The sequence below is a fragment of the Pullulanibacillus sp. KACC 23026 genome (assembly GCF_029094525.1).
Taxonomy (GTDB): Bacteria; Bacillota; Bacilli; order Bacillales; family Sporolactobacillaceae; genus KACC-23026.
Map to the genome: position 1 here is coordinate 1,575,462 of NZ_CP119107.1, position 16,149 is coordinate 1,591,610.

Here is a 16,149-nt window from a genome sequence, read left to right on the forward strand (position 1 = left end):
ATGTCTCGCGTAGTTACACCAAGATATGATTTAGAAATGGAAGATAGACGCTTATTTAGACAGGAGTATGCGGACTATTTAAAATCCATGCGTCAAGCGACCGGTCTTAGTCAAGAGCAGTTGAGTAAGCGACTAGAGGTTTCCTCTTCTGCATACGGGCAATATGAAGGAGGAATTGCTCTTCCTAGGCATCTAGTCGATTTCGACCTTAAGTTTAGGTACACCATTTACAGCGCGTTAAGACGAGCGAGGAAGGCGAGAGCTGATGCAATTTGATCGTTCCATAACCATCTCTGCCGCGGGTAGTCGAAAAGCGACCACGTGGCCAGCTCAAACGCTTTACTGGTCTCAATTCGTGGACAAGCTTCGGACAGCAGTGAGAGGTAACGAAACATTAGCGGAGTATATGAAGCTCCCCAAATCACAACAAGATGAATTAAAAGATGTCGGTGGGTTTGTCGGTGGATCCCTCGCGGGAAACCGAAGAAAAGCACACAGTGTCACAGGTCGAGATCTTATTACGCTCGACCTGGACAATATTCCTGCAGGTGGTACGGATGATGTCCTGAGGCGGATCGAAGCACTAGGATGCGCCTACGTGACGTACAGCACGCGTAAGCACGATCCTAGCAGACCGCGGTTACGTGTGATTGCCCCGACCAGCCGAACTGCTACAGCGGACGAATACGAGCCGTTAGCCAGGAAGCTTGCTTCTTTAATTGGGATGAACTACGCCGATCCGACTACATTCGAGTCTTCGCGTCTCATGTACTGGCCCTCGTGCTCTCGAGACAGCCAATACGTTTATCATTACGGGGATAAACCGTTTTTAGATGTCGACGGGCTGTTAGCCACTTACGGAGATTGGCGGAACATTAGTGAGTGGCCAGAAGTACCAGGTATGACCCCGCATGCCCGATTAGCAGCCAAACAAGGCAATCCGTTAGAAAAGCGCGGGGTGATCGGGGCATTTTGTCGGCAATATGATATTCCGATGGCCATTGAAACCTTTTTACCAGGCGTCTATACCTCGACAGATGACGGAAGTGACCGTTACACGTTTGTGGGTGGTTCGACCGTAGGAGGAGCTGTGCTTTATGAAAACGGCCTTTTCCTTTATTCCCACCATGCGACAGATCCCTGTAGCGGCCGTCTTGTAAATGCATTTGATTTGGTCAGGCTGCATAAGTTTGGGGATCTCGACGATGAAGCGAAGCCCGATACACCTGTTAATAAGTTGCCGTCGTTTGTCCAGATGAACGCTTTCGCCTTGAGTGATGCAGGAGTTGGGGCGCTTCTAAATCAAGAACGATATGAGAAGGCTGTAGAAGATTTTGGCGAGCCAGTAGTTAACGTTCCAGCAGTTGAAGATGATCAGAGTTGGAGACAAAAGCTGCAATTCAACCCGAACACCGGATTATATTCAAAAACAACAGATAATGTACTCGTTATCTTAGATAACGACCCCCTTTTAAAAGGAAAACTAGCTTTTGACGAATTTGCTAACCGAGGTCTTGTTCTGGGCCCTCTACCTTGGAATCCTTCAGAAGAGAGAAGACAGTGGACGGATATTGACGATTCAGGTTTGCGTCATTTTCTTGAAAAAGCCTATGGCATTACGGGGAAAGAAAAGATACTTGATGCGGTGGCCCTATGCGCCCACAAGCATACTCTTAACGAGGTTAGAGAGTATTTAACCTCTCTGACTTGGGACGGAGTAAAACGCCTTGACACTATAATTATTGATTACCTAGGAGCCGAGGATTCGGCTTATACAAGAGCTGTTACACGAAAAGCTATTGTTGCCATGATTGCGAGGGCTATGAATCCTGGATGCAAATATGATTACATGCCAATCATAGCTGGACCACAGGGATTGGGAAAAAGTACATTTTTAAGCGTTCTAGGGCGTCGTTGGTACAGCGATTCTCTGCAGACTTTTGAGGGCAAAGAAGCGAGTGAAATGATACAAGGTGTTTGGCTGAATGAAGTCGGTGAATTAACAGGTATGACAAAATCAGAGACTAACTCCATTAAGCAATTTTTAAGCCGCAGAGAAGACATTTATCGGGAGCCGTTTGGAAGGCGTACAAAGGCTTTTCCACGGCAATGCGTGTTTTTCGGAACGACAAATGACAGTGAATTTTTAAAAGACCGAACTGGTAATCGGAGATTCTGGCCAATTGACACGGGGTTGATTCAACCAACAAAAAACGTTTTTTCGCAATTGGATCAAGAGGTGGATCAGATATTAGCTGAGGCATATGTCTTTTGGCAATTGGGGGAACCCCTTTATTTGTCTGGAGAAGCAGCTACGACGGCTAAAGAGCAACAGGAGATCCACCAGGAGAGTAACCCTAAAGAAGGGATTATTCGTGAATTTGTGGAGAGACGTGTGCCAGTAGGTTGGGAGAAGAAGGGTATTGGTGATCGACGTCTATATTGGTCGGCCGAGTTCGGGGCGTTCGAGGGCGAGACAGTGGAACGAGATCGCGTATGTGCAGCTGAAGTTTGGGTTGAGTGTTTTGGTACGGATATTAAGTACATGAAAAGAATGGATTCATTGGAGATCAACAGCATTCTAGCCGGTTTACCCGGATGGGAAAGGCATAAATCTACAATGCGTTTTGGCTGTTACGGAATCCAAAGAGGGTTCGTTAAAAAAGGGTAAACGGGCTGGAAAACCCCTCAAAAATTTGTAAACTTTCTTTGTAAACCAAGTCATTTTGTAAACTTTCTCTTGTAAACTAAGTAAACTTTAAAAAAGAGAAAGTTTACAAGAAAGTTTACGGCTAAACCCTTGATATATCTATATTATTTATATTTGTAAACCTTGTAAACTAAGTATATATAAGTAAATAAGAAATAAAGGAATTAGGCGTGTACATATACACCTAATACGCCTAACGCGCCTAATTATATATACGTATAGGGAAAAAGGCCCACTTTGTTTGCAAGAATTTTGGAGGTTTGAAAATGCGAGAGCGTGACATAGAGACGTACTTACGTGACCAGGTTAAAAAAGCGGGAGGCAGGGCATACAAGTTTGAAAGTCCTGGAAATGATGGAGTGCCAGACAGAATTGTGATTTTCCCCGGAAACCGAATTTACTTTGTGGAGTTAAAAGCGCCTGGTAAAAAACCAAGGCCATTACAAGTCAAACAGATCAACGATTTAAAACAGTTTGGTTGCATAGTCCGAGTGATCGACAGCAAGGAAGGCGTGGATGAATTTATAAAAATTACCAAGCTTGAAACGGAGCTTTTGAAATGAATTTAAAAAAGAGAATCGAGGTGATGCCATCCATGACTAATCGGAAAGAAATTAAAGGTTTTGAGGGATTATATGCGGATGATACTTCAGGAAACGTTTGGTCTTTGAAACATGATGCCCATAGGCGTAAAAAGAAATTGAAACCGTATGTTAACACAGGGGGTTACCTCAGAGTAAATTTATATGACGAGAATAGTAAGGTCAGCAAGTGCTATGTCCATAGACTTGTTGCCCAAGCGTTTATTCCAAACCCTTTCGATCTCCCAGATGTGAACCACATCAGTGCAAACAAAAGTGACAATACTCTAAGCAATCTAGAATGGTGCGATGCCAAATACAACATTGCTGAATCACGAAGATTGGGTTTACAGAGCGATAAGAACGTCAAGGCATTTTCTATTATCACAGGAGAAATAAGAAATTACGAACGTATAAAAGACGCGGCTACCGATATTGCAGGTAAGCATTGGGCTTTCGGGTATTTGAGAAAAAGACATGGAGACAGGTTTTATTACAGAGAGTGGAGAATAGAGGTGATGCCTTCGTGATGTTCAAACCGCACGACTACCAGCGATTTTGTATTGAAAAAGTTATAAATACACCAGCTTTAGGTCTGCTTTTGGACATGGGTTAGGTTTAGGCAAAACAGTTATCACGCTTACAGCTATTAACGATTTGAAATATAACCGATTTGCTGTAAATAAGGTTTTGGTGATCGCCCCGAAGAAAGTAGCTGAAAGCACCTGGGCTAGAGAAGCAGAAAAATGGGATCATCTGCAGCTTCTGAGATTTTCAACCGTTCTTGGATCTCAAACTAAACGGATTAGAGCTTTGAACACACCAGCTGACATCTACATCGTGAATAGGGAGAACGTGTCCTGGCTAGTCGAGTATTATAAAAATTCTTGGCCATTTGACATGGTGATCGTAGACGAGTTTAGCAGTTTTAAAAATAACAAAGCCAAGAGATTTAAAGCCTTGAAGAATGTAAGACCTCACATCAAACGGATTGTCGGATTAACTGGAACACCTGCACCAAACGGTTTGTTGGATTTGTGGGCCCAGGTTTACTTGTTAGATGGCGGGCAACGATTAGGAAAAACCATAACAGGCTTTCGTGAGCGTTACTTTGAACCGGATCAAAGGAGTCGAGATCGAATCTTCAGCTATGCACCAAAAGAAGGAGCTGACAATCGGATCCAACAGTTGATCGGAGATATCTGTGTCAGCATGAAAGCTGAGGACTACTTAGAGCTTCCTGATGTCACAACGAATACCATTCATGTTGTTTTGGACGATAAAGCCAAAAAGTCTTACGAGAAGCTAGAACGTGAGATGCTTCTCCAGGTGGATGAGTCGACGATCGATGCAGGGTCAGCAGCCGTTTTAACGAATAAGTTGCTGCAGTTATGCAACGGGGCTGTGTATGATGAGGATCGTAAGATCGTGGAAATACATGATAACAAGATTGAGGCGTTTAAGGAGTTGGTTGAAGGATTGAACGGAAAGCCGGCTTTAGTCTTTTACAACTTTCAGCATGATAAAGAGCGAATCCTTACCGCTTTGGCTAAATCAGGTTTACGAGTCCGAGAACTAAAAACGCCACAGGATGAAACGGATTGGAATAATAAGCAGATTGATATATTACTAGCCCATCCTGCTTCTGCGGCCTATGGGTTGAACTTGCAACAGGGAGGGAATCACGTCATTTGGTTCGGGTTGAATTGGAGCCTGGAGTTATATCAGCAGGCTAATAAACGGCTGCATCGACAAGGGCAAACAGAGAAAGTTATTATCCACCACCTAACCGTATCTGGAGGTGTCGACGAAGATGTCGTCGCAGCACTAGAAAGCAAGACAAGCACCCAAGACCAGTTAATGGCGAGCTTGAAAGCAAGGATTGAACGGATCCATGAAGAAGAGGTGACACGATGACGACTTCCACAAAACTGAGAAAAGCAACGTTTAAACACATAGAATCCGAGCTTTATAATTACCATGAGACATTGAGCGAAATTGAGAGATTAAAGAATGATATTATCCATGGATCTGATTCAAGCGATGAGAATGTTGGCGGCGGTCGAAGCAGTGAACCAGGTAGACCGACGGAACGGATCGCAACAAGATTGACGACGCATAAGCGACTAAACCAACTTGAAGAGATAGCTAATGCGATTCAGAAGGTATTTACGAATCTCACTGACCAGCAGCAAAAGATGGTTAAGTTAAAATATTGGACAAGGCCCCAAACCAAAACCTGGGACGGGATTGCAGAAGAAATACCCGTTAACCGAGCGACAGCAATCAGATGGCGAGATACAATGGTCAATACAATAGCCGAGATATTGGGATGGAGATAGACCGATATTGTGAAGTAAGTGTTCTTTGAAAATTTAATAATACGGTATAATAAAATCATACTCTGAGGGGTGATGACTTTGGAAGGTAAATGGACCTACAAACATACTTATTCTGATGAATGGACGCGTGAGTTATACAATTCTAAAGAAGAAGCCTTTCATGCTGCCAAGAACTTTTTTGGCAAAGATTTCAGTATAGGGAAATTAAGAAAAAGCAAAAAGGGACTTGAGTATTTTGTAGAAGATATAATTGAATTTACTGGTGTTTGATCCATAACAGACGGTATTTTTTATTGGGAATTCGAGAAAGTTGCGACTATAATGCGACTTTTGACGTCACTAATCGTGATATTATGATAGTGTCCCATATTTGGCGTCAGGTTCTCCCCCATCTTCATTTTTTAGCACTCACATTTGTGGGTGCTATTTTTATTGGTAATCGTTATGAGGTGAGTTTATGGGTAAATCCAAACGTAAGAAGAGGCCCAAAGGATCTACAACAGAGAAGCTATCTCATCGAGATCTGGTTGAATTAATGGGGATGAATAGAGACCGATACGAGCGAAGGAATGGAGCTGTGAGACGGAAATGAAAAGGGATTTTCAGGACTGTATTAACTATATTAAAGAAAAGTACAATATTGATCCGACGTATTGGACAGTTAATAAGGTGAGGGATTTTATTGATCATGACCCTGGATTTTCAGCAATTTCACCAACAACTGAAGATAAAATGAAAACTTATCATGCCACTTTTGAATGCGTTTGTTGCGGGCATAAAGAAAAATTAGATTTCAAAACGAAAGAAGATTATCTTGAAATAATTAGTTGTCCAAAGTGTAACGGTGTTTTCGTGGATATTTATAAGAAGCATAAGTATGTAAATCATTCCGAAAAAAAGAATAATCCATTTCCTTTATTAAGAATCGAGTTAGACGATATCAATTCAGTTCCTAAGATTTTTTATAAAGGTGAAGAGATTAATGGCTTAGTTAAGGTTGGAATCGATTGGTCTACAAATACCGATAAGGGTATAAAACCAACCCATATTAGGATTGAGCATGTCGAAGATGAATCTAATATCAAAGTAATTGAACATAATCCGGAGTATGATCTGAATGCCTAATAAACCTAAACGACCTTGCAATAAACCAGGCTGCAATGCTTTAACCTCTGAAGGCTATTGCCCTAATCACAAGAAAGCAGTTCGGAATAATAACCGACGTTCTCCACGAGGAAAAGGATACACTTCAAGATGGGATAAATATTCCATACGATTTAGGAAAGCGAATCCCTTGTGTGTCATGTGTCTGAAAGATGGACGGTTAGAACCAAGCCGACATACGGATCACATCAAGCCTGTATCGGGTCCTAATGATCCGTTGTTCTGGGATCCTAATAATCACCAAGCCCTATGCGTGTCCTGCCATAGCACGAAGACAGCCAAAGAGGACGGCGGGTTTGGGCGCAGAAAGAAACGATAATTGTCGACAAACCTAATGAATTTCGACAAAATAAAACATTTTTTCAGCTTTTCGTGTCGAATAATGTAGGTAGGGGGGTCGAAATTTCGACAAAAGATATACGTTTGGAACGTTAGCCCACCTTCACAGAAATTTTATTCCCAAAATGAAACTTTTTGGGCCAGGCCATCATCAAGAACTTTTTAAGGAGGTGTGATCATGGCAGGACGAGGTAGCAAACCTGTTCAGCTTATCCAGCTGGAAGGAAAAAGTCATCGAACCAAAAAAGAATTAGAACATCGAAAGAAAATGGAAAAAGCTCTTTACACTGGGACAAGCTTTAAAGAGTCTCCTGCAGTTAAGAATGATCCCATTGCCCATAAAGAGTTTTTGAGGTTGAAAAAACTCTATAAGAGCATTGAGTATGTGGACGGGTTAGACGAACGGATTATCAACCGTTATTGTATGCTCGTTTCTCAGGAAGCTGCTCTTCAAGAAATGATCGATACGGCAAAACACAACGTTGAAAAAGTTGAGTTATACAAAGAGATCAATAAGACTAGGGATGCAATGCTTAAGTTAGAGGATAGACTGTTTCTCAACCCAACCGCAAGGGTTAAATCGATTCCTAAGAACCCCTCCGATGATGGTAAAAAGTCAGCTATGTCAGAGTTCTTAAAGAAACGAGCTGGTGGACATGGCCCATGATCCAAACCGTGCGCTCGAACCGATTGAATTTCTTCAAATGCTCAAACTGGTGGATGATTTTTATGGACAACCTTGGGTCCTTTTAAATTGGCAGCATGAAACCTTATGGGATGTTTATGGTACCGTTAATGACCAGGGCTATCGCCAATATCGATACGCGTACTTAGAGATCCCAAAAAAGAACGCTAAAACAACGCTCATAGCTGGTTTAGGGGTATATCATCTAACCTGTGATCCTCCACAAGGTCAAATTTTTTGTTGTGCAGCCGATAGATATCAAGCGGGATTTGTTTATAAAGCTGCTGTAGCCATGATTGACCAAGACGAGGATTTAGGATCGATTCTGAAAGTTGTCGATAGCCGGAAAGAAATCATAAATACGGAAACAGGAACGGTGTTAAAAGTTTTATCGGCTGAAGCATATAGCAAACATGGCTTGAACCCCACAGTCGTTATATTTGATGAGCTTCATGCTCAGCCTAATCGTGACTTATGGGACATAATGACGTTTGGCGCCGGTGCGGCACGTAAGGAACCACTGTGGTGGGTTATTACGACGGCTGGCGATGATCCGGATCGAAATTCTATTGGCTGGGAAATCCATGAGCAGGCTATGAAAATTCGCGATGGGGAGCTAGAGGATCCTACTTGGTACGTTAAGATATACGGGGCCGATGAAGACGATGATATCTTTGATGAGAAAACGTGGTACAAAGCCAATCCATCGCTAGGACACACGATAAGTATTGAGTCGGTCAGACAAGAGGCGCTTGCAGCTCGCAACAGCGAAGCTTCAGAGCGTCTTTTTCGTTGGTTAAGACTCAATCAATGGATATCGCTTAAACGTGTTGGGTGGCAGCCACTTACTTTGTGGGATCAAACTAATGGAACATGGGATTTATCGGAATTAGTCGGCAAAAAATGCTATCCCGGGGTGGATCTATCCAGCACAACCGACATTACGGCTGTTTGTTACCTGTTTCCTCCACAAGAGGGAATAGAGGATTGGAGAGCCATCTTTGAAGCATGGATTCCCGAAGATAATATGCAAGAACGAGTTAAAAGGGATAAAGTTCCTTACGATAAATGGGTTAATAAAAAATATTTATATGCAACTCCAGGAGATGTTGTTGATTATGACTTTGTCGAGGCACGATTACTCGCCGCTGATAAACAATACGACATCAAAACACTTGGAACTGACGCTTGGAATAGCCGTATGCTTACTCAAAGACTGATGAAAGAGGGCATGGAGGTTATTGAAATCCCACAAACAATGGCTGGACAAAGCCCAGCGATGAAAATGATTGAGAGATTGATGAAATCTGGCAAAATGACTCATGAAGAAAATCCTTTAGCACGTTGGTGCTGGGGGAACGTCGTCGTTGCAGTTGATGGAAACGAAAACATTAAACCGATGAAAAACAAATCCAAAGACCGAATTGACGTAACTGTAGCTATGATAAACGCTATGGCGACGGCCATTTTAATGGGTGAACAAGAAAAAGAATCGGTTTATGAAAAAAGGGGAGTGAGGACGCTTTGAAAAATAATAAAAAACGTAGAATTTCCATTTCCCCTGAAACAGTTCGTGAAATTTGCTTGGTTATCGGATTTATCCTCTTAATTTATGGCATTTATCAAATTTATAAGCCCGCAAGTTTTATAGTCGGCGGTATTTTAATTTTGTGGATTGGATTACCTCCAAAAGCACCTAGAAATCAGGGAGGAGGTGAATAATGGGGATATTAACCAACTTAGTGGATAAATCAAGGTCCTATTCGTTAGATGACTTTGAAAAAGAGGTTATAAGTAAGCTTAATAGGGGATCTCATTCTGGTGTTCGTGTTGATGAGCATACAGCTATGCGCTATGTCACTGTATTTTCATGTGTGAGAGTACTTGCGGAGACGATGGGATCCTTACCTTTGTTTGTCTATAAGTCGCGTTCGGATGGCGGGAAAGATAAAGCTACCGATCATCCAGTTTATTGGCTACTCCATGATCAACCTAACGATGAGATGACCTCTTTAACCTGGAGAGAGACTCAGGTCGGCCATCAAGTCATATCCGGTAACAACTATTCAGTCATCACTCCAAATAATAAGGGTCAGCCGATCGATATTTACCCAGTACCATGGAATGATTGCCAACCGTATCGGGATCCAATGACAGGAAAGATTAGATATAGAGTAAACGACCGTGGCAATTTTGAGGATTTCCCTGCTGAAAGAATTTTGCATATCCCAGGTCTTGGATTTGATGGCGTTATGGGGTACAGTCCTATCCGAATGGCCCAGGAAGCCGTTGGTTTAGGGATGGCAGCATCAGAGTTTTCCGCTCGTTTCTATGCCCAAGGGATGACAACTGGTGGGGTCCTTGAGCACCCTGCTGCTTTAGGTGATAAGGCCTACGAGAGGCTGCAAAAGTGGATTAATGAGACTGGAGTAGGAATGGGAAATAGCTGGAAGCCTATGATACTTGAAGAGGGCATGAAATTCAGCCGAATCCCAATGCCAATGACAGATGCTCAGTTCATAGAGACTCGAAAGTTTTCCCGGGAAGAAATTTGCGGGCTATTTCGCGTGCCTCCGCATATGATCGCTGACTTATCAATGTCTACGAACAACAACATTGAGCAGCAGTCACTCGAATTCATCATGTACTCCTCAATGCCTTACATTAAGCGCTGGGAACAAGGCATTAACTGGAAGCTTTTTACGAAAGAAGAGCGACAGCAAGGGTATTATGCCAAATTTAATGTTAATGCGTTTCTGCGCGGAGACTTTACCAGCCGTCAAAATGCATTGCATCTTATGCGCCAAGATGGGGTTATTAACGCTGATGAGTGGCGTGAGATGGAAGACCTTAACCCTCAAGAAGGCGATCAAGGTAAGACTTATCTTGTTAACGGCAATATGGTGCCTGCAAGAGTCGCTAATGAAGGAGCTACTGTGAAAAAGGGAGGTGATAATAGTGCCTAAGAAAATCAATGTTAAAGGGGTTATTGTCTCGAATGATGATCAATGGATTTACAACTTGTTTGGAATTGAGTCGACAAGCCCAAGTGATGTAGAAAGCCAACTTGAAGAAGCTAATGGTGACGATGTTATAGTGCACATCAACAGTGGTGGTGGAGATGTTTATGCGGGCTCCGATATCTATACAACTCTTAAAGAATATGGAAATGCCACGACAAAGATTGTCGGGCTTGCGGCAAGTGCTGCTTCTGTAATCGCTATGGGAGGAAAAAAGGTTTTGATGTCGCCAACCGGAAACCTTATGATCCATAATGCCTCAAGCGTCGCTAAAGGAGATTATCGAGATATGGCGCAGGCCTCCGATGTTTTGCTAAAGGTCAATAAAACGATTTCGAATGCCTATCAGTTAAAAAGTGGGATGTCGGAACAAGAACTGCTTGATCTAATGGACAAAGAAACCTGGTTAACTCCACAGGAAGCCCTGGAGAACAAGCTGATTGATGAAATAATGTTTACTGACGATCAAACAAAGCTATCCGCTAGCGTTGGAATAGGCCAAATGCTCCCTGAAGCAGTCATAAATAAAGTCAGGAATATGAAAGAACAGTTCATAAATCCTGATATTACTAATGACAAACCTAAAACACCTGTGATACCACCAGAAAAACCAATTGAAAACACTCAAACAGTAAAGCGACCTACTCACTCGCTTTCTTTTTATGAGAAAAGACTAAAAAATATTGAAAGAGGGTTATAGAATGAACGAATTACAACGCCTAATGAACGCTAGAGCCGATAAAATTAAGGCTCAAAGAACACTTTTAGATGCTGCAAAAGCTGAAAATCGCGATTTGACAGCGGAAGAAATCACCAATTTTGATGCCTTAGAAGCTGAGATTGATGATTTAGATGGAAAAATTGAAAACGAAAAAGCAAAAATGGAGCGCGAGCAAAAGCTTCAAAATCGCGAAAAGGATCTCGAAAACCCAGCTTTTCAACCTTTCCGACCATCAAACATCAATACGATGGAAAACCATAAATCCGAAAAGGATAATGCCGGGTTTAAAAATATCGGTGAATTCATCCATGCAGTTCGTTTCGGAGATTCTAAAGGCCGTTTAGAAAATCTGCCAGTAGGTCAAGGTCAGGGCGGCGGGATTCAAGTTCCTGAAGCTTTCCAGTCTCAAATTCTTCCAAGCTTCCGAAATGAGCAAAGCATGGGGACAGGTTCAGAGGGGGGGTATGCGGTACCGACGCAATTTCGTCCGGATGTTATGATGCTTGATCCTGAATCCGCCATTGTGCGATCTCGAGCTCAAGTCATTCCAGCGGGTGACCCACCGGATGCTGCTATCACAATGCCGGCTCTTGATCAAGGCTCAAGCGGTGTTTACGGAGGCGTTCAAGTTCAGTGGATTTCTGAGGGCGCTCAAATCCCTGATACGAGTACGGCTCTCAAAGAAATCACACTCCAACCACAAGAGGTTGCTGCAAGCATTACTGTTACTGACAAACTACTTCGGAACTGGTCAGCCGCATCAACATTCTTGAGCAATCTGCTTACAAAAGCCATGATGGCAGCCGAGGATATCGCCTTTTTAACTGGAAACGGGACAGGAAAACCAACTGGTGTCATTGGAGCAGCGGGTGCAAAGGTTGTTAATCGTCAAACGGCTAGTAAGATCACGACACTCGATATCGTTACTATGTACGCTCAGCTTTATGCAGCTTCTCAAGGATCTGCCATTTGGGTGGCCAACCAATCTACTCTTCCGTTGATTGCATCTTTGAAAGACGAAAATAACAACTATATCTTTATCCGCGGGGATATCACGAAAGGTATTCCAAGCACACTTCTCGGAGTTCCGATCATCTTCACCGGAAAAACATCTGTTCTAGGTGCGAAAGGCGATCTGGCTCTAGTTGATCTTGAAAATTATCTTGTTAAAGACGGTTCTGGTCCTTATATTGCAGCATCTGAGCACGCTTTGTTTACCCAAAACAAAACGATCATCAAAGTTTACTGGAACGTCGACGGCAAGCCTTGGGTTACGGAACCTCTTAAACTTGAAGACGGTGTTACAACTGTTTCTCCGTATGTCATTCTTGATGTACCATCAGCTTAATAAATTGGGCTCCTAAACAAGGGGGCCCTTTTTCTTTAGAAAATGAGTGATGTTATGGATTATAAAATTGTAGATCAATCTGCTGAAGAGCCCATTGACTTAGACATTGTTAAAGAGCACCTTAAAGTCGAATTTGATGATGAGGACACTTTAATTACCAGCTTAATAGCGGCATCTCGAGAATTGTGCGAGGCAAAAACTTGGCGGTCATTAAAAACCCAAAAATACGAAATGAGCCTTGGGCATTTTCATGATACTATTCGTATCCCGAAGCCACCTTTAGTTTCTATTGATCTGATATCCTACAAAACTAAGGACGGTACGGAAACAATTATCGATCCGTCTCAATATATTGCCGGATTAGATTCTGAACCAGGCGTTTTAAAGGCGGTTGATCAATGGCCAAAGTTTGATCCCTATCCCGTTCAGCCCATAAAAATTCAATTTACAGCTGGGTACGATAAAGATTCGTTGCCAAAAAGCATTCAACAAGCTCAACTTTTGTTAATAGGCCATTTTTATGCGAATCGCCAAGCTGTGTATCTCGGAACAACAAGCGCGCCATTAACAATGGCGGTTGATGCCCTGTTGAGCCCTTTTAAAGTTCGAAGTGTTTATCCATAAAAGGAGTTGGTTTTTAGTGAAATATACCGTTCAAAATGCGTTTAAAGACAAGAATACTAATGCGATTTATCACCCAGGAGATGTTTATGAAACTGAGGACGCAAAACGTGCTGGCGAGCTTCAAAAAAGAGGTTTTTTAGGCGATGAGATTAAATCTGATCCAGCACCGACTCCTCCACAAGATCCACCTGCTGATTCTGACCAACAACAAAACCCAGTCCAAACTGATCAGCAGCAACAGCCAGCACCAACCCAACCAACAGATCAGCAATCAGCTCCTGCTCCTGCTCAAACTCAGGATAGTACACCTTTGTTAGACCGTACCGTTGATGAAGTTATTGCCAATTTGTCAAAAGATACACCCAAAGAGGTCCTAAACCAGCTTTTATTGGATGAAAAAGCGGGTAAAAATCGCAAAACTGTCACCGATTATATTGAATCTTTGCTTAAAAACTAAGGTCTAGGAGGGGTAAAATTGCCACTCATATTAGACCCATCTAAATTGAATTACCGAATTACGTTTAACGAGAAGAAAACAGTCAAAATCAATGGTGTTTCAGTTACAGAGAACACACCGGTTGGAACCGTTTGGGCAGCTGTCTTTAATCAAAAATTATCTGATCGAATGGCAAATATTGGTGACGAAGTGACAAACACCATCACTTTTGTGATTCGTGAAAAGCAAAGCTTTGAAATTAACAATGCAATGACTGTTAATTGGAACGGATCAACTTATGAAATTAAAGACATCTCACCAGATGTCGTGAATAAGGAGTGGAAAACAATCATCTGTGAGGTGATTACTGGATGAGCGTAGATATCGATATGGACGGTCTCGATCGTCAGTTTTTAGAAATAGCTGCACGAACACGATCCGGAGGGAAAAAGGCGGCAAAAGTGGTTGCTGAATCTGTTGTAGCACCAAAGCTTAAAGAAAACACCCCCTACGAAGAAAGATCGGACCGGAAGTGGGCGGCTCAACGTGTGCGAGAACGGGTAACAGGCGTGTCTAAAGAATTCAACCATATGAAAGACGATATCGAAGTTTCCGGACCTAACGAATTGGGACAATATACAGTCCATTATGGAGAAGATACTGCTTGGCGTTCGCATTTTGTTAATGACGGTACGATTTATCAAAAGCCCCAACATTTTGCGGAAAAAACAGAAGTGGAGACACGTAGTGAAGCAAGAGCCATCATGCAAGGCATCATCGACGAGGAATTGAGAGGCGTATGAGTGCCGTATCAGATGCTTACAACCTTTTATGCGCTGAAAATCCAATGGGGTTTAATCCTGATTATGTTTGTAAATTAAATATTCCTGATAAAATGCCCGATGACGTGAAAAAAGAAGATGTCCCTGTTTTAGTACTCATTAAGGATATACAGAGTATTCCGGGGGCATTTGCGAGCAATCAAAGCAGAATGCTAGCAAATAAAGTTCAGGTGCAGGTATGGTTCAGTCCAACTGATCCGTTAGCCGAACAATATGAAGAATTGCTTCGCAAATATATGGAATCCAATGGTTTTTATGCCTATTACATCTTTACAGATATGGACCCAGATATTAGCAAGCTATTCCTTACAGCTAAATTTAATTGCAATCAATTTGATTAGAGAGGATGAAATAGATGGCTACAGTAGGTTTTGACTCTGCTAAAATAGCAATTTTAGACGAAAACGAACAAACTTCCGCAGAGAATACTTTTACCATCGATGGTAAAAGCGGGGGAGCCGTGGAAGCTAATGTTACAGGACTCGCGCCAGCACAGAATATTGTTTGGGCTTCCAACGTCCCTTTTAGAGTACTTTCCAAAGGAACTGGAGACATTAAAATAGCTTTGTCTTTAGGGGATATTGAAAGTTTACCAGATGGCGCAGTCGATAAAATTTTAGGCCGCACACAAAATGAACAGGGCATCACAGTGGTAGGAGCCGATACCCAACCCCCATATTGTGCAGTCGAACTCATTACACACGATAGTTTGAATAACAAATTGTTTTTCGGGTTGTTAAAAGTACAATTCACTTTTGATGGCGACGATATAAAAACGACTGACAACAATGGTCCTCAAGCTTCTTCTGACGTGTTAAATGGAGCGGGTATAGCTCGGGCATCAGATGCCCTATCTTATGTGAAAGCTCGGGAGTCTGATCAAGTAACTCAAGAAGTATTTGAGACCTTTATCTTCCCACAAGCTGTTCCGGCGGCTTAATAACTCAAGGCTTATAGCTTAATGGCTATGAGCCTTTTAATTTTGTTTAGAATAGGAGCTTTTATATGTTGCGGATCGAATTGCGAAATAAACAAGGAGAGAAAGTCGTTAAAGAACAAGAGTTTGTTCCAGCCCGTAAAGTCCGCGAAGTGCTTGAAATGTTAGATGACTTTGCTTCTGGCGAGGTAACAAAAGAAGTGGAAGCCTTGGATCGTAAAGTTGAGTTTGTGGCCGGTCTATTTCCTAACATGACAACTGATGATATCTACGACGGACTTAAATCATCTGAGCTTCTTAAAGAGTTGGACAATGTGATTGATCAGGTTCTTGGGCGTGAAAAAAAAATTCCTCAGGACGACAAGTAACAGCGAAAGAGGCTCTTAAGAACCTTAAAAAT

The 16,149-nt window shown here is 42.3% G+C and carries 21 protein-coding genes and 1 pseudogene; all 22 read left to right on the forward strand.

Annotation, left to right across the window (positions count from 1 at the left end):
* On the forward strand, positions 1-276 hold the full coding sequence (locus tag PU629_RS07160) for a helix-turn-helix domain-containing protein (RefSeq protein WP_275283600.1): 276 nt from the start codon (positions 1-3) through the stop codon (positions 274-276).
* A complete protein-coding gene (locus PU629_RS07165; RefSeq protein ID WP_275283601.1) occupies positions 266-2,671 on the forward strand; it encodes a virulence-associated E family protein in 2,406 nt (801 codons plus the stop codon). Before PU629_RS07160 ends, PU629_RS07165 begins: the two co-directional genes overlap by 11 nt.
* Before the next feature lie 305 nt (positions 2,672-2,976).
* Positions 2,977-3,273: a PDDEXK family nuclease gene (locus tag PU629_RS07170; protein ID WP_275283602.1), complete on the forward strand. Its 297-nt coding sequence runs from the start codon at positions 2,977-2,979 to the stop codon at positions 3,271-3,273.
* Complete coding sequence (locus PU629_RS07175; RefSeq protein WP_275283603.1) at positions 3,270-3,821, forward strand: NUMOD4 domain-containing protein; 552 nt, start codon at positions 3,270-3,272, stop codon at positions 3,819-3,821. Before PU629_RS07170 ends, PU629_RS07175 begins: the two co-directional genes overlap by 4 nt.
* Positions 3,821-5,208 (forward strand): annotated as a pseudogene (locus PU629_RS07180) (SNF2-related protein). The gene PU629_RS07175 and the pseudogene PU629_RS07180 overlap by 1 nt, the downstream one beginning before the upstream one ends.
* Positions 5,205-5,633 carry a DUF722 domain-containing protein gene (locus tag PU629_RS07185; protein WP_275283604.1) on the forward strand — a complete coding sequence of 143 codons (429 nt, stop codon included), beginning with the start codon at positions 5,205-5,207 and terminating at the stop codon, positions 5,631-5,633. The pseudogene PU629_RS07180 and the gene PU629_RS07185 overlap by 4 nt, the downstream one beginning before the upstream one ends.
* A gap of 78 nt (positions 5,634-5,711) precedes the next feature.
* Positions 5,712-5,903, forward strand: a complete 192-nt coding sequence (locus PU629_RS07190; RefSeq protein ID WP_275283605.1) for a hypothetical protein — start codon at positions 5,712-5,714, stop codon at positions 5,901-5,903.
* A 318-nt stretch (positions 5,904-6,221) separates the two neighbouring features.
* Complete coding sequence (locus PU629_RS07195; RefSeq protein ID WP_275283606.1) at positions 6,222-6,758, forward strand: hypothetical protein; 537 nt, start codon at positions 6,222-6,224, stop codon at positions 6,756-6,758.
* Positions 6,759-6,936: 178 nt separating this feature from the next.
* Positions 6,937-7,116 (forward strand): HNH endonuclease, encoded by a 180-nt coding sequence (locus PU629_RS07200; RefSeq protein WP_275284374.1) that lies wholly within the window; start codon positions 6,937-6,939, stop codon positions 7,114-7,116.
* Between the two features lie 198 nt (positions 7,117-7,314).
* Positions 7,315-7,803: a P27 family phage terminase small subunit gene (locus PU629_RS07205; protein ID WP_275283607.1), complete on the forward strand. Its 489-nt coding sequence runs from the start codon at positions 7,315-7,317 to the stop codon at positions 7,801-7,803.
* Positions 7,793-9,349: a terminase large subunit gene (locus tag PU629_RS07210; protein ID WP_275283608.1), complete on the forward strand. Its 1,557-nt coding sequence runs from the start codon at positions 7,793-7,795 to the stop codon at positions 9,347-9,349. Before PU629_RS07205 ends, PU629_RS07210 begins: the two co-directional genes overlap by 11 nt.
* Positions 9,346-9,543, forward strand: a complete 198-nt coding sequence (locus PU629_RS07215) for a hypothetical protein (RefSeq protein ID WP_275283609.1) — start codon at positions 9,346-9,348, stop codon at positions 9,541-9,543. Before PU629_RS07210 ends, PU629_RS07215 begins: the two co-directional genes overlap by 4 nt.
* Positions 9,543-10,787, forward strand: a complete 1,245-nt coding sequence (locus PU629_RS07220) for a phage portal protein (RefSeq protein WP_275283610.1) — start codon at positions 9,543-9,545, stop codon at positions 10,785-10,787. The genes PU629_RS07215 and PU629_RS07220 overlap by 1 nt, the downstream gene beginning before the upstream one ends.
* The gene (locus tag PU629_RS07225) at positions 10,780-11,541 is read left to right on the forward strand and encodes a head maturation protease, ClpP-related (protein ID WP_275283611.1); all 762 of its coding nucleotides are present in this window, start codon (positions 10,780-10,782) and stop codon (positions 11,539-11,541) included. The genes PU629_RS07220 and PU629_RS07225 overlap by 8 nt, the downstream gene beginning before the upstream one ends.
* A 1-nt stretch (position 11,542) precedes the next feature.
* On the forward strand, positions 11,543-12,910 hold the full coding sequence (locus PU629_RS07230) for a phage major capsid protein (RefSeq protein ID WP_275283612.1): 1,368 nt from the start codon (positions 11,543-11,545) through the stop codon (positions 12,908-12,910).
* Between the two features lie 54 nt (positions 12,911-12,964).
* The gene (locus PU629_RS07235; protein WP_275283613.1) at positions 12,965-13,534 is read left to right on the forward strand and encodes a head-tail connector protein; all 570 of its coding nucleotides are present in this window, start codon (positions 12,965-12,967) and stop codon (positions 13,532-13,534) included.
* A gap of 16 nt (positions 13,535-13,550) precedes the next feature.
* A complete protein-coding gene (locus tag PU629_RS07240) occupies positions 13,551-13,991 on the forward strand; it encodes a hypothetical protein (RefSeq protein ID WP_275283614.1) in 441 nt (146 codons plus the stop codon).
* 18 nt (positions 13,992-14,009) lie between these two features.
* Positions 14,010-14,345: a phage head closure protein gene (locus PU629_RS07245; protein ID WP_275283615.1), complete on the forward strand. Its 336-nt coding sequence runs from the start codon at positions 14,010-14,012 to the stop codon at positions 14,343-14,345.
* Positions 14,342-14,773 (forward strand): HK97-gp10 family putative phage morphogenesis protein, encoded by a 432-nt coding sequence (locus tag PU629_RS07250; RefSeq protein ID WP_275283616.1) that lies wholly within the window; start codon positions 14,342-14,344, stop codon positions 14,771-14,773. Before PU629_RS07245 ends, PU629_RS07250 begins: the two co-directional genes overlap by 4 nt.
* Positions 14,770-15,153 (forward strand): hypothetical protein, encoded by a 384-nt coding sequence (locus PU629_RS07255; protein WP_275283617.1) that lies wholly within the window; start codon positions 14,770-14,772, stop codon positions 15,151-15,153. Before PU629_RS07250 ends, PU629_RS07255 begins: the two co-directional genes overlap by 4 nt.
* Before the next feature lie 14 nt (positions 15,154-15,167).
* Positions 15,168-15,752: a major tail protein gene (locus tag PU629_RS07260; protein WP_275283618.1), complete on the forward strand. Its 585-nt coding sequence runs from the start codon at positions 15,168-15,170 to the stop codon at positions 15,750-15,752.
* Between the two features lie 65 nt (positions 15,753-15,817).
* Positions 15,818-16,117 carry a phage tail assembly chaperone G gene (gene gpG / locus PU629_RS07265; protein ID WP_275283619.1) on the forward strand — a complete coding sequence of 100 codons (300 nt, stop codon included), beginning with the start codon at positions 15,818-15,820 and terminating at the stop codon, positions 16,115-16,117.
* Positions 16,118-16,149 lie beyond the last annotated feature (32 nt).

What these genes read in the sequence shown, in the direction of transcription:
- PU629_RS07205 (WP_275283607.1), top strand. Translation starts at nt 7,315, where the DNA reads ATGGCAGGACGAGGTAGCAAACCTGTTCAGCTTATCCAGCTGGAAGGA.
- PU629_RS07260 (WP_275283618.1), top strand. Translation starts at nt 15,168, where the DNA reads ATGGCTACAGTAGGTTTTGACTCTGCTAAAATAGCAATTTTAGACGAA.
- PU629_RS07160 (WP_275283600.1), top strand. Translation starts at nt 1, where the DNA reads ATGTCTCGCGTAGTTACACCAAGATATGATTTAGAAATGGAAGATAGA.
- gpG (WP_275283619.1), top strand. Translation starts at nt 15,818, where the DNA reads ATGTTGCGGATCGAATTGCGAAATAAACAAGGAGAGAAAGTCGTTAAA.
- PU629_RS07200 (WP_275284374.1), top strand. Translation starts at nt 6,937, where the DNA reads ATGTGTCTGAAAGATGGACGGTTAGAACCAAGCCGACATACGGATCAC.
- PU629_RS07165 (WP_275283601.1), top strand. Translation starts at nt 266, where the DNA reads ATGCAATTTGATCGTTCCATAACCATCTCTGCCGCGGGTAGTCGAAAA.
- PU629_RS07220 (WP_275283610.1), top strand. Translation starts at nt 9,543, where the DNA reads ATGGGGATATTAACCAACTTAGTGGATAAATCAAGGTCCTATTCGTTA.
- PU629_RS07175 (WP_275283603.1), top strand. Translation starts at nt 3,270, where the DNA reads ATGAATTTAAAAAAGAGAATCGAGGTGATGCCATCCATGACTAATCGG.
- PU629_RS07255 (WP_275283617.1), top strand. Translation starts at nt 14,770, where the DNA reads ATGAGTGCCGTATCAGATGCTTACAACCTTTTATGCGCTGAAAATCCA.
- PU629_RS07230 (WP_275283612.1), top strand. Translation starts at nt 11,543, where the DNA reads ATGAACGAATTACAACGCCTAATGAACGCTAGAGCCGATAAAATTAAG.
- PU629_RS07185 (WP_275283604.1), top strand. Translation starts at nt 5,205, where the DNA reads ATGACGACTTCCACAAAACTGAGAAAAGCAACGTTTAAACACATAGAA.
- PU629_RS07195 (WP_275283606.1), top strand. Translation starts at nt 6,222, where the DNA reads ATGAAAAGGGATTTTCAGGACTGTATTAACTATATTAAAGAAAAGTAC.
- PU629_RS07170 (WP_275283602.1), top strand. Translation starts at nt 2,977, where the DNA reads ATGCGAGAGCGTGACATAGAGACGTACTTACGTGACCAGGTTAAAAAA.
- PU629_RS07250 (WP_275283616.1), top strand. Translation starts at nt 14,342, where the DNA reads ATGAGCGTAGATATCGATATGGACGGTCTCGATCGTCAGTTTTTAGAA.
- PU629_RS07235 (WP_275283613.1), top strand. Translation starts at nt 12,965, where the DNA reads ATGGATTATAAAATTGTAGATCAATCTGCTGAAGAGCCCATTGACTTA.
- PU629_RS07210 (WP_275283608.1), top strand. Translation starts at nt 7,793, where the DNA reads ATGGCCCATGATCCAAACCGTGCGCTCGAACCGATTGAATTTCTTCAA.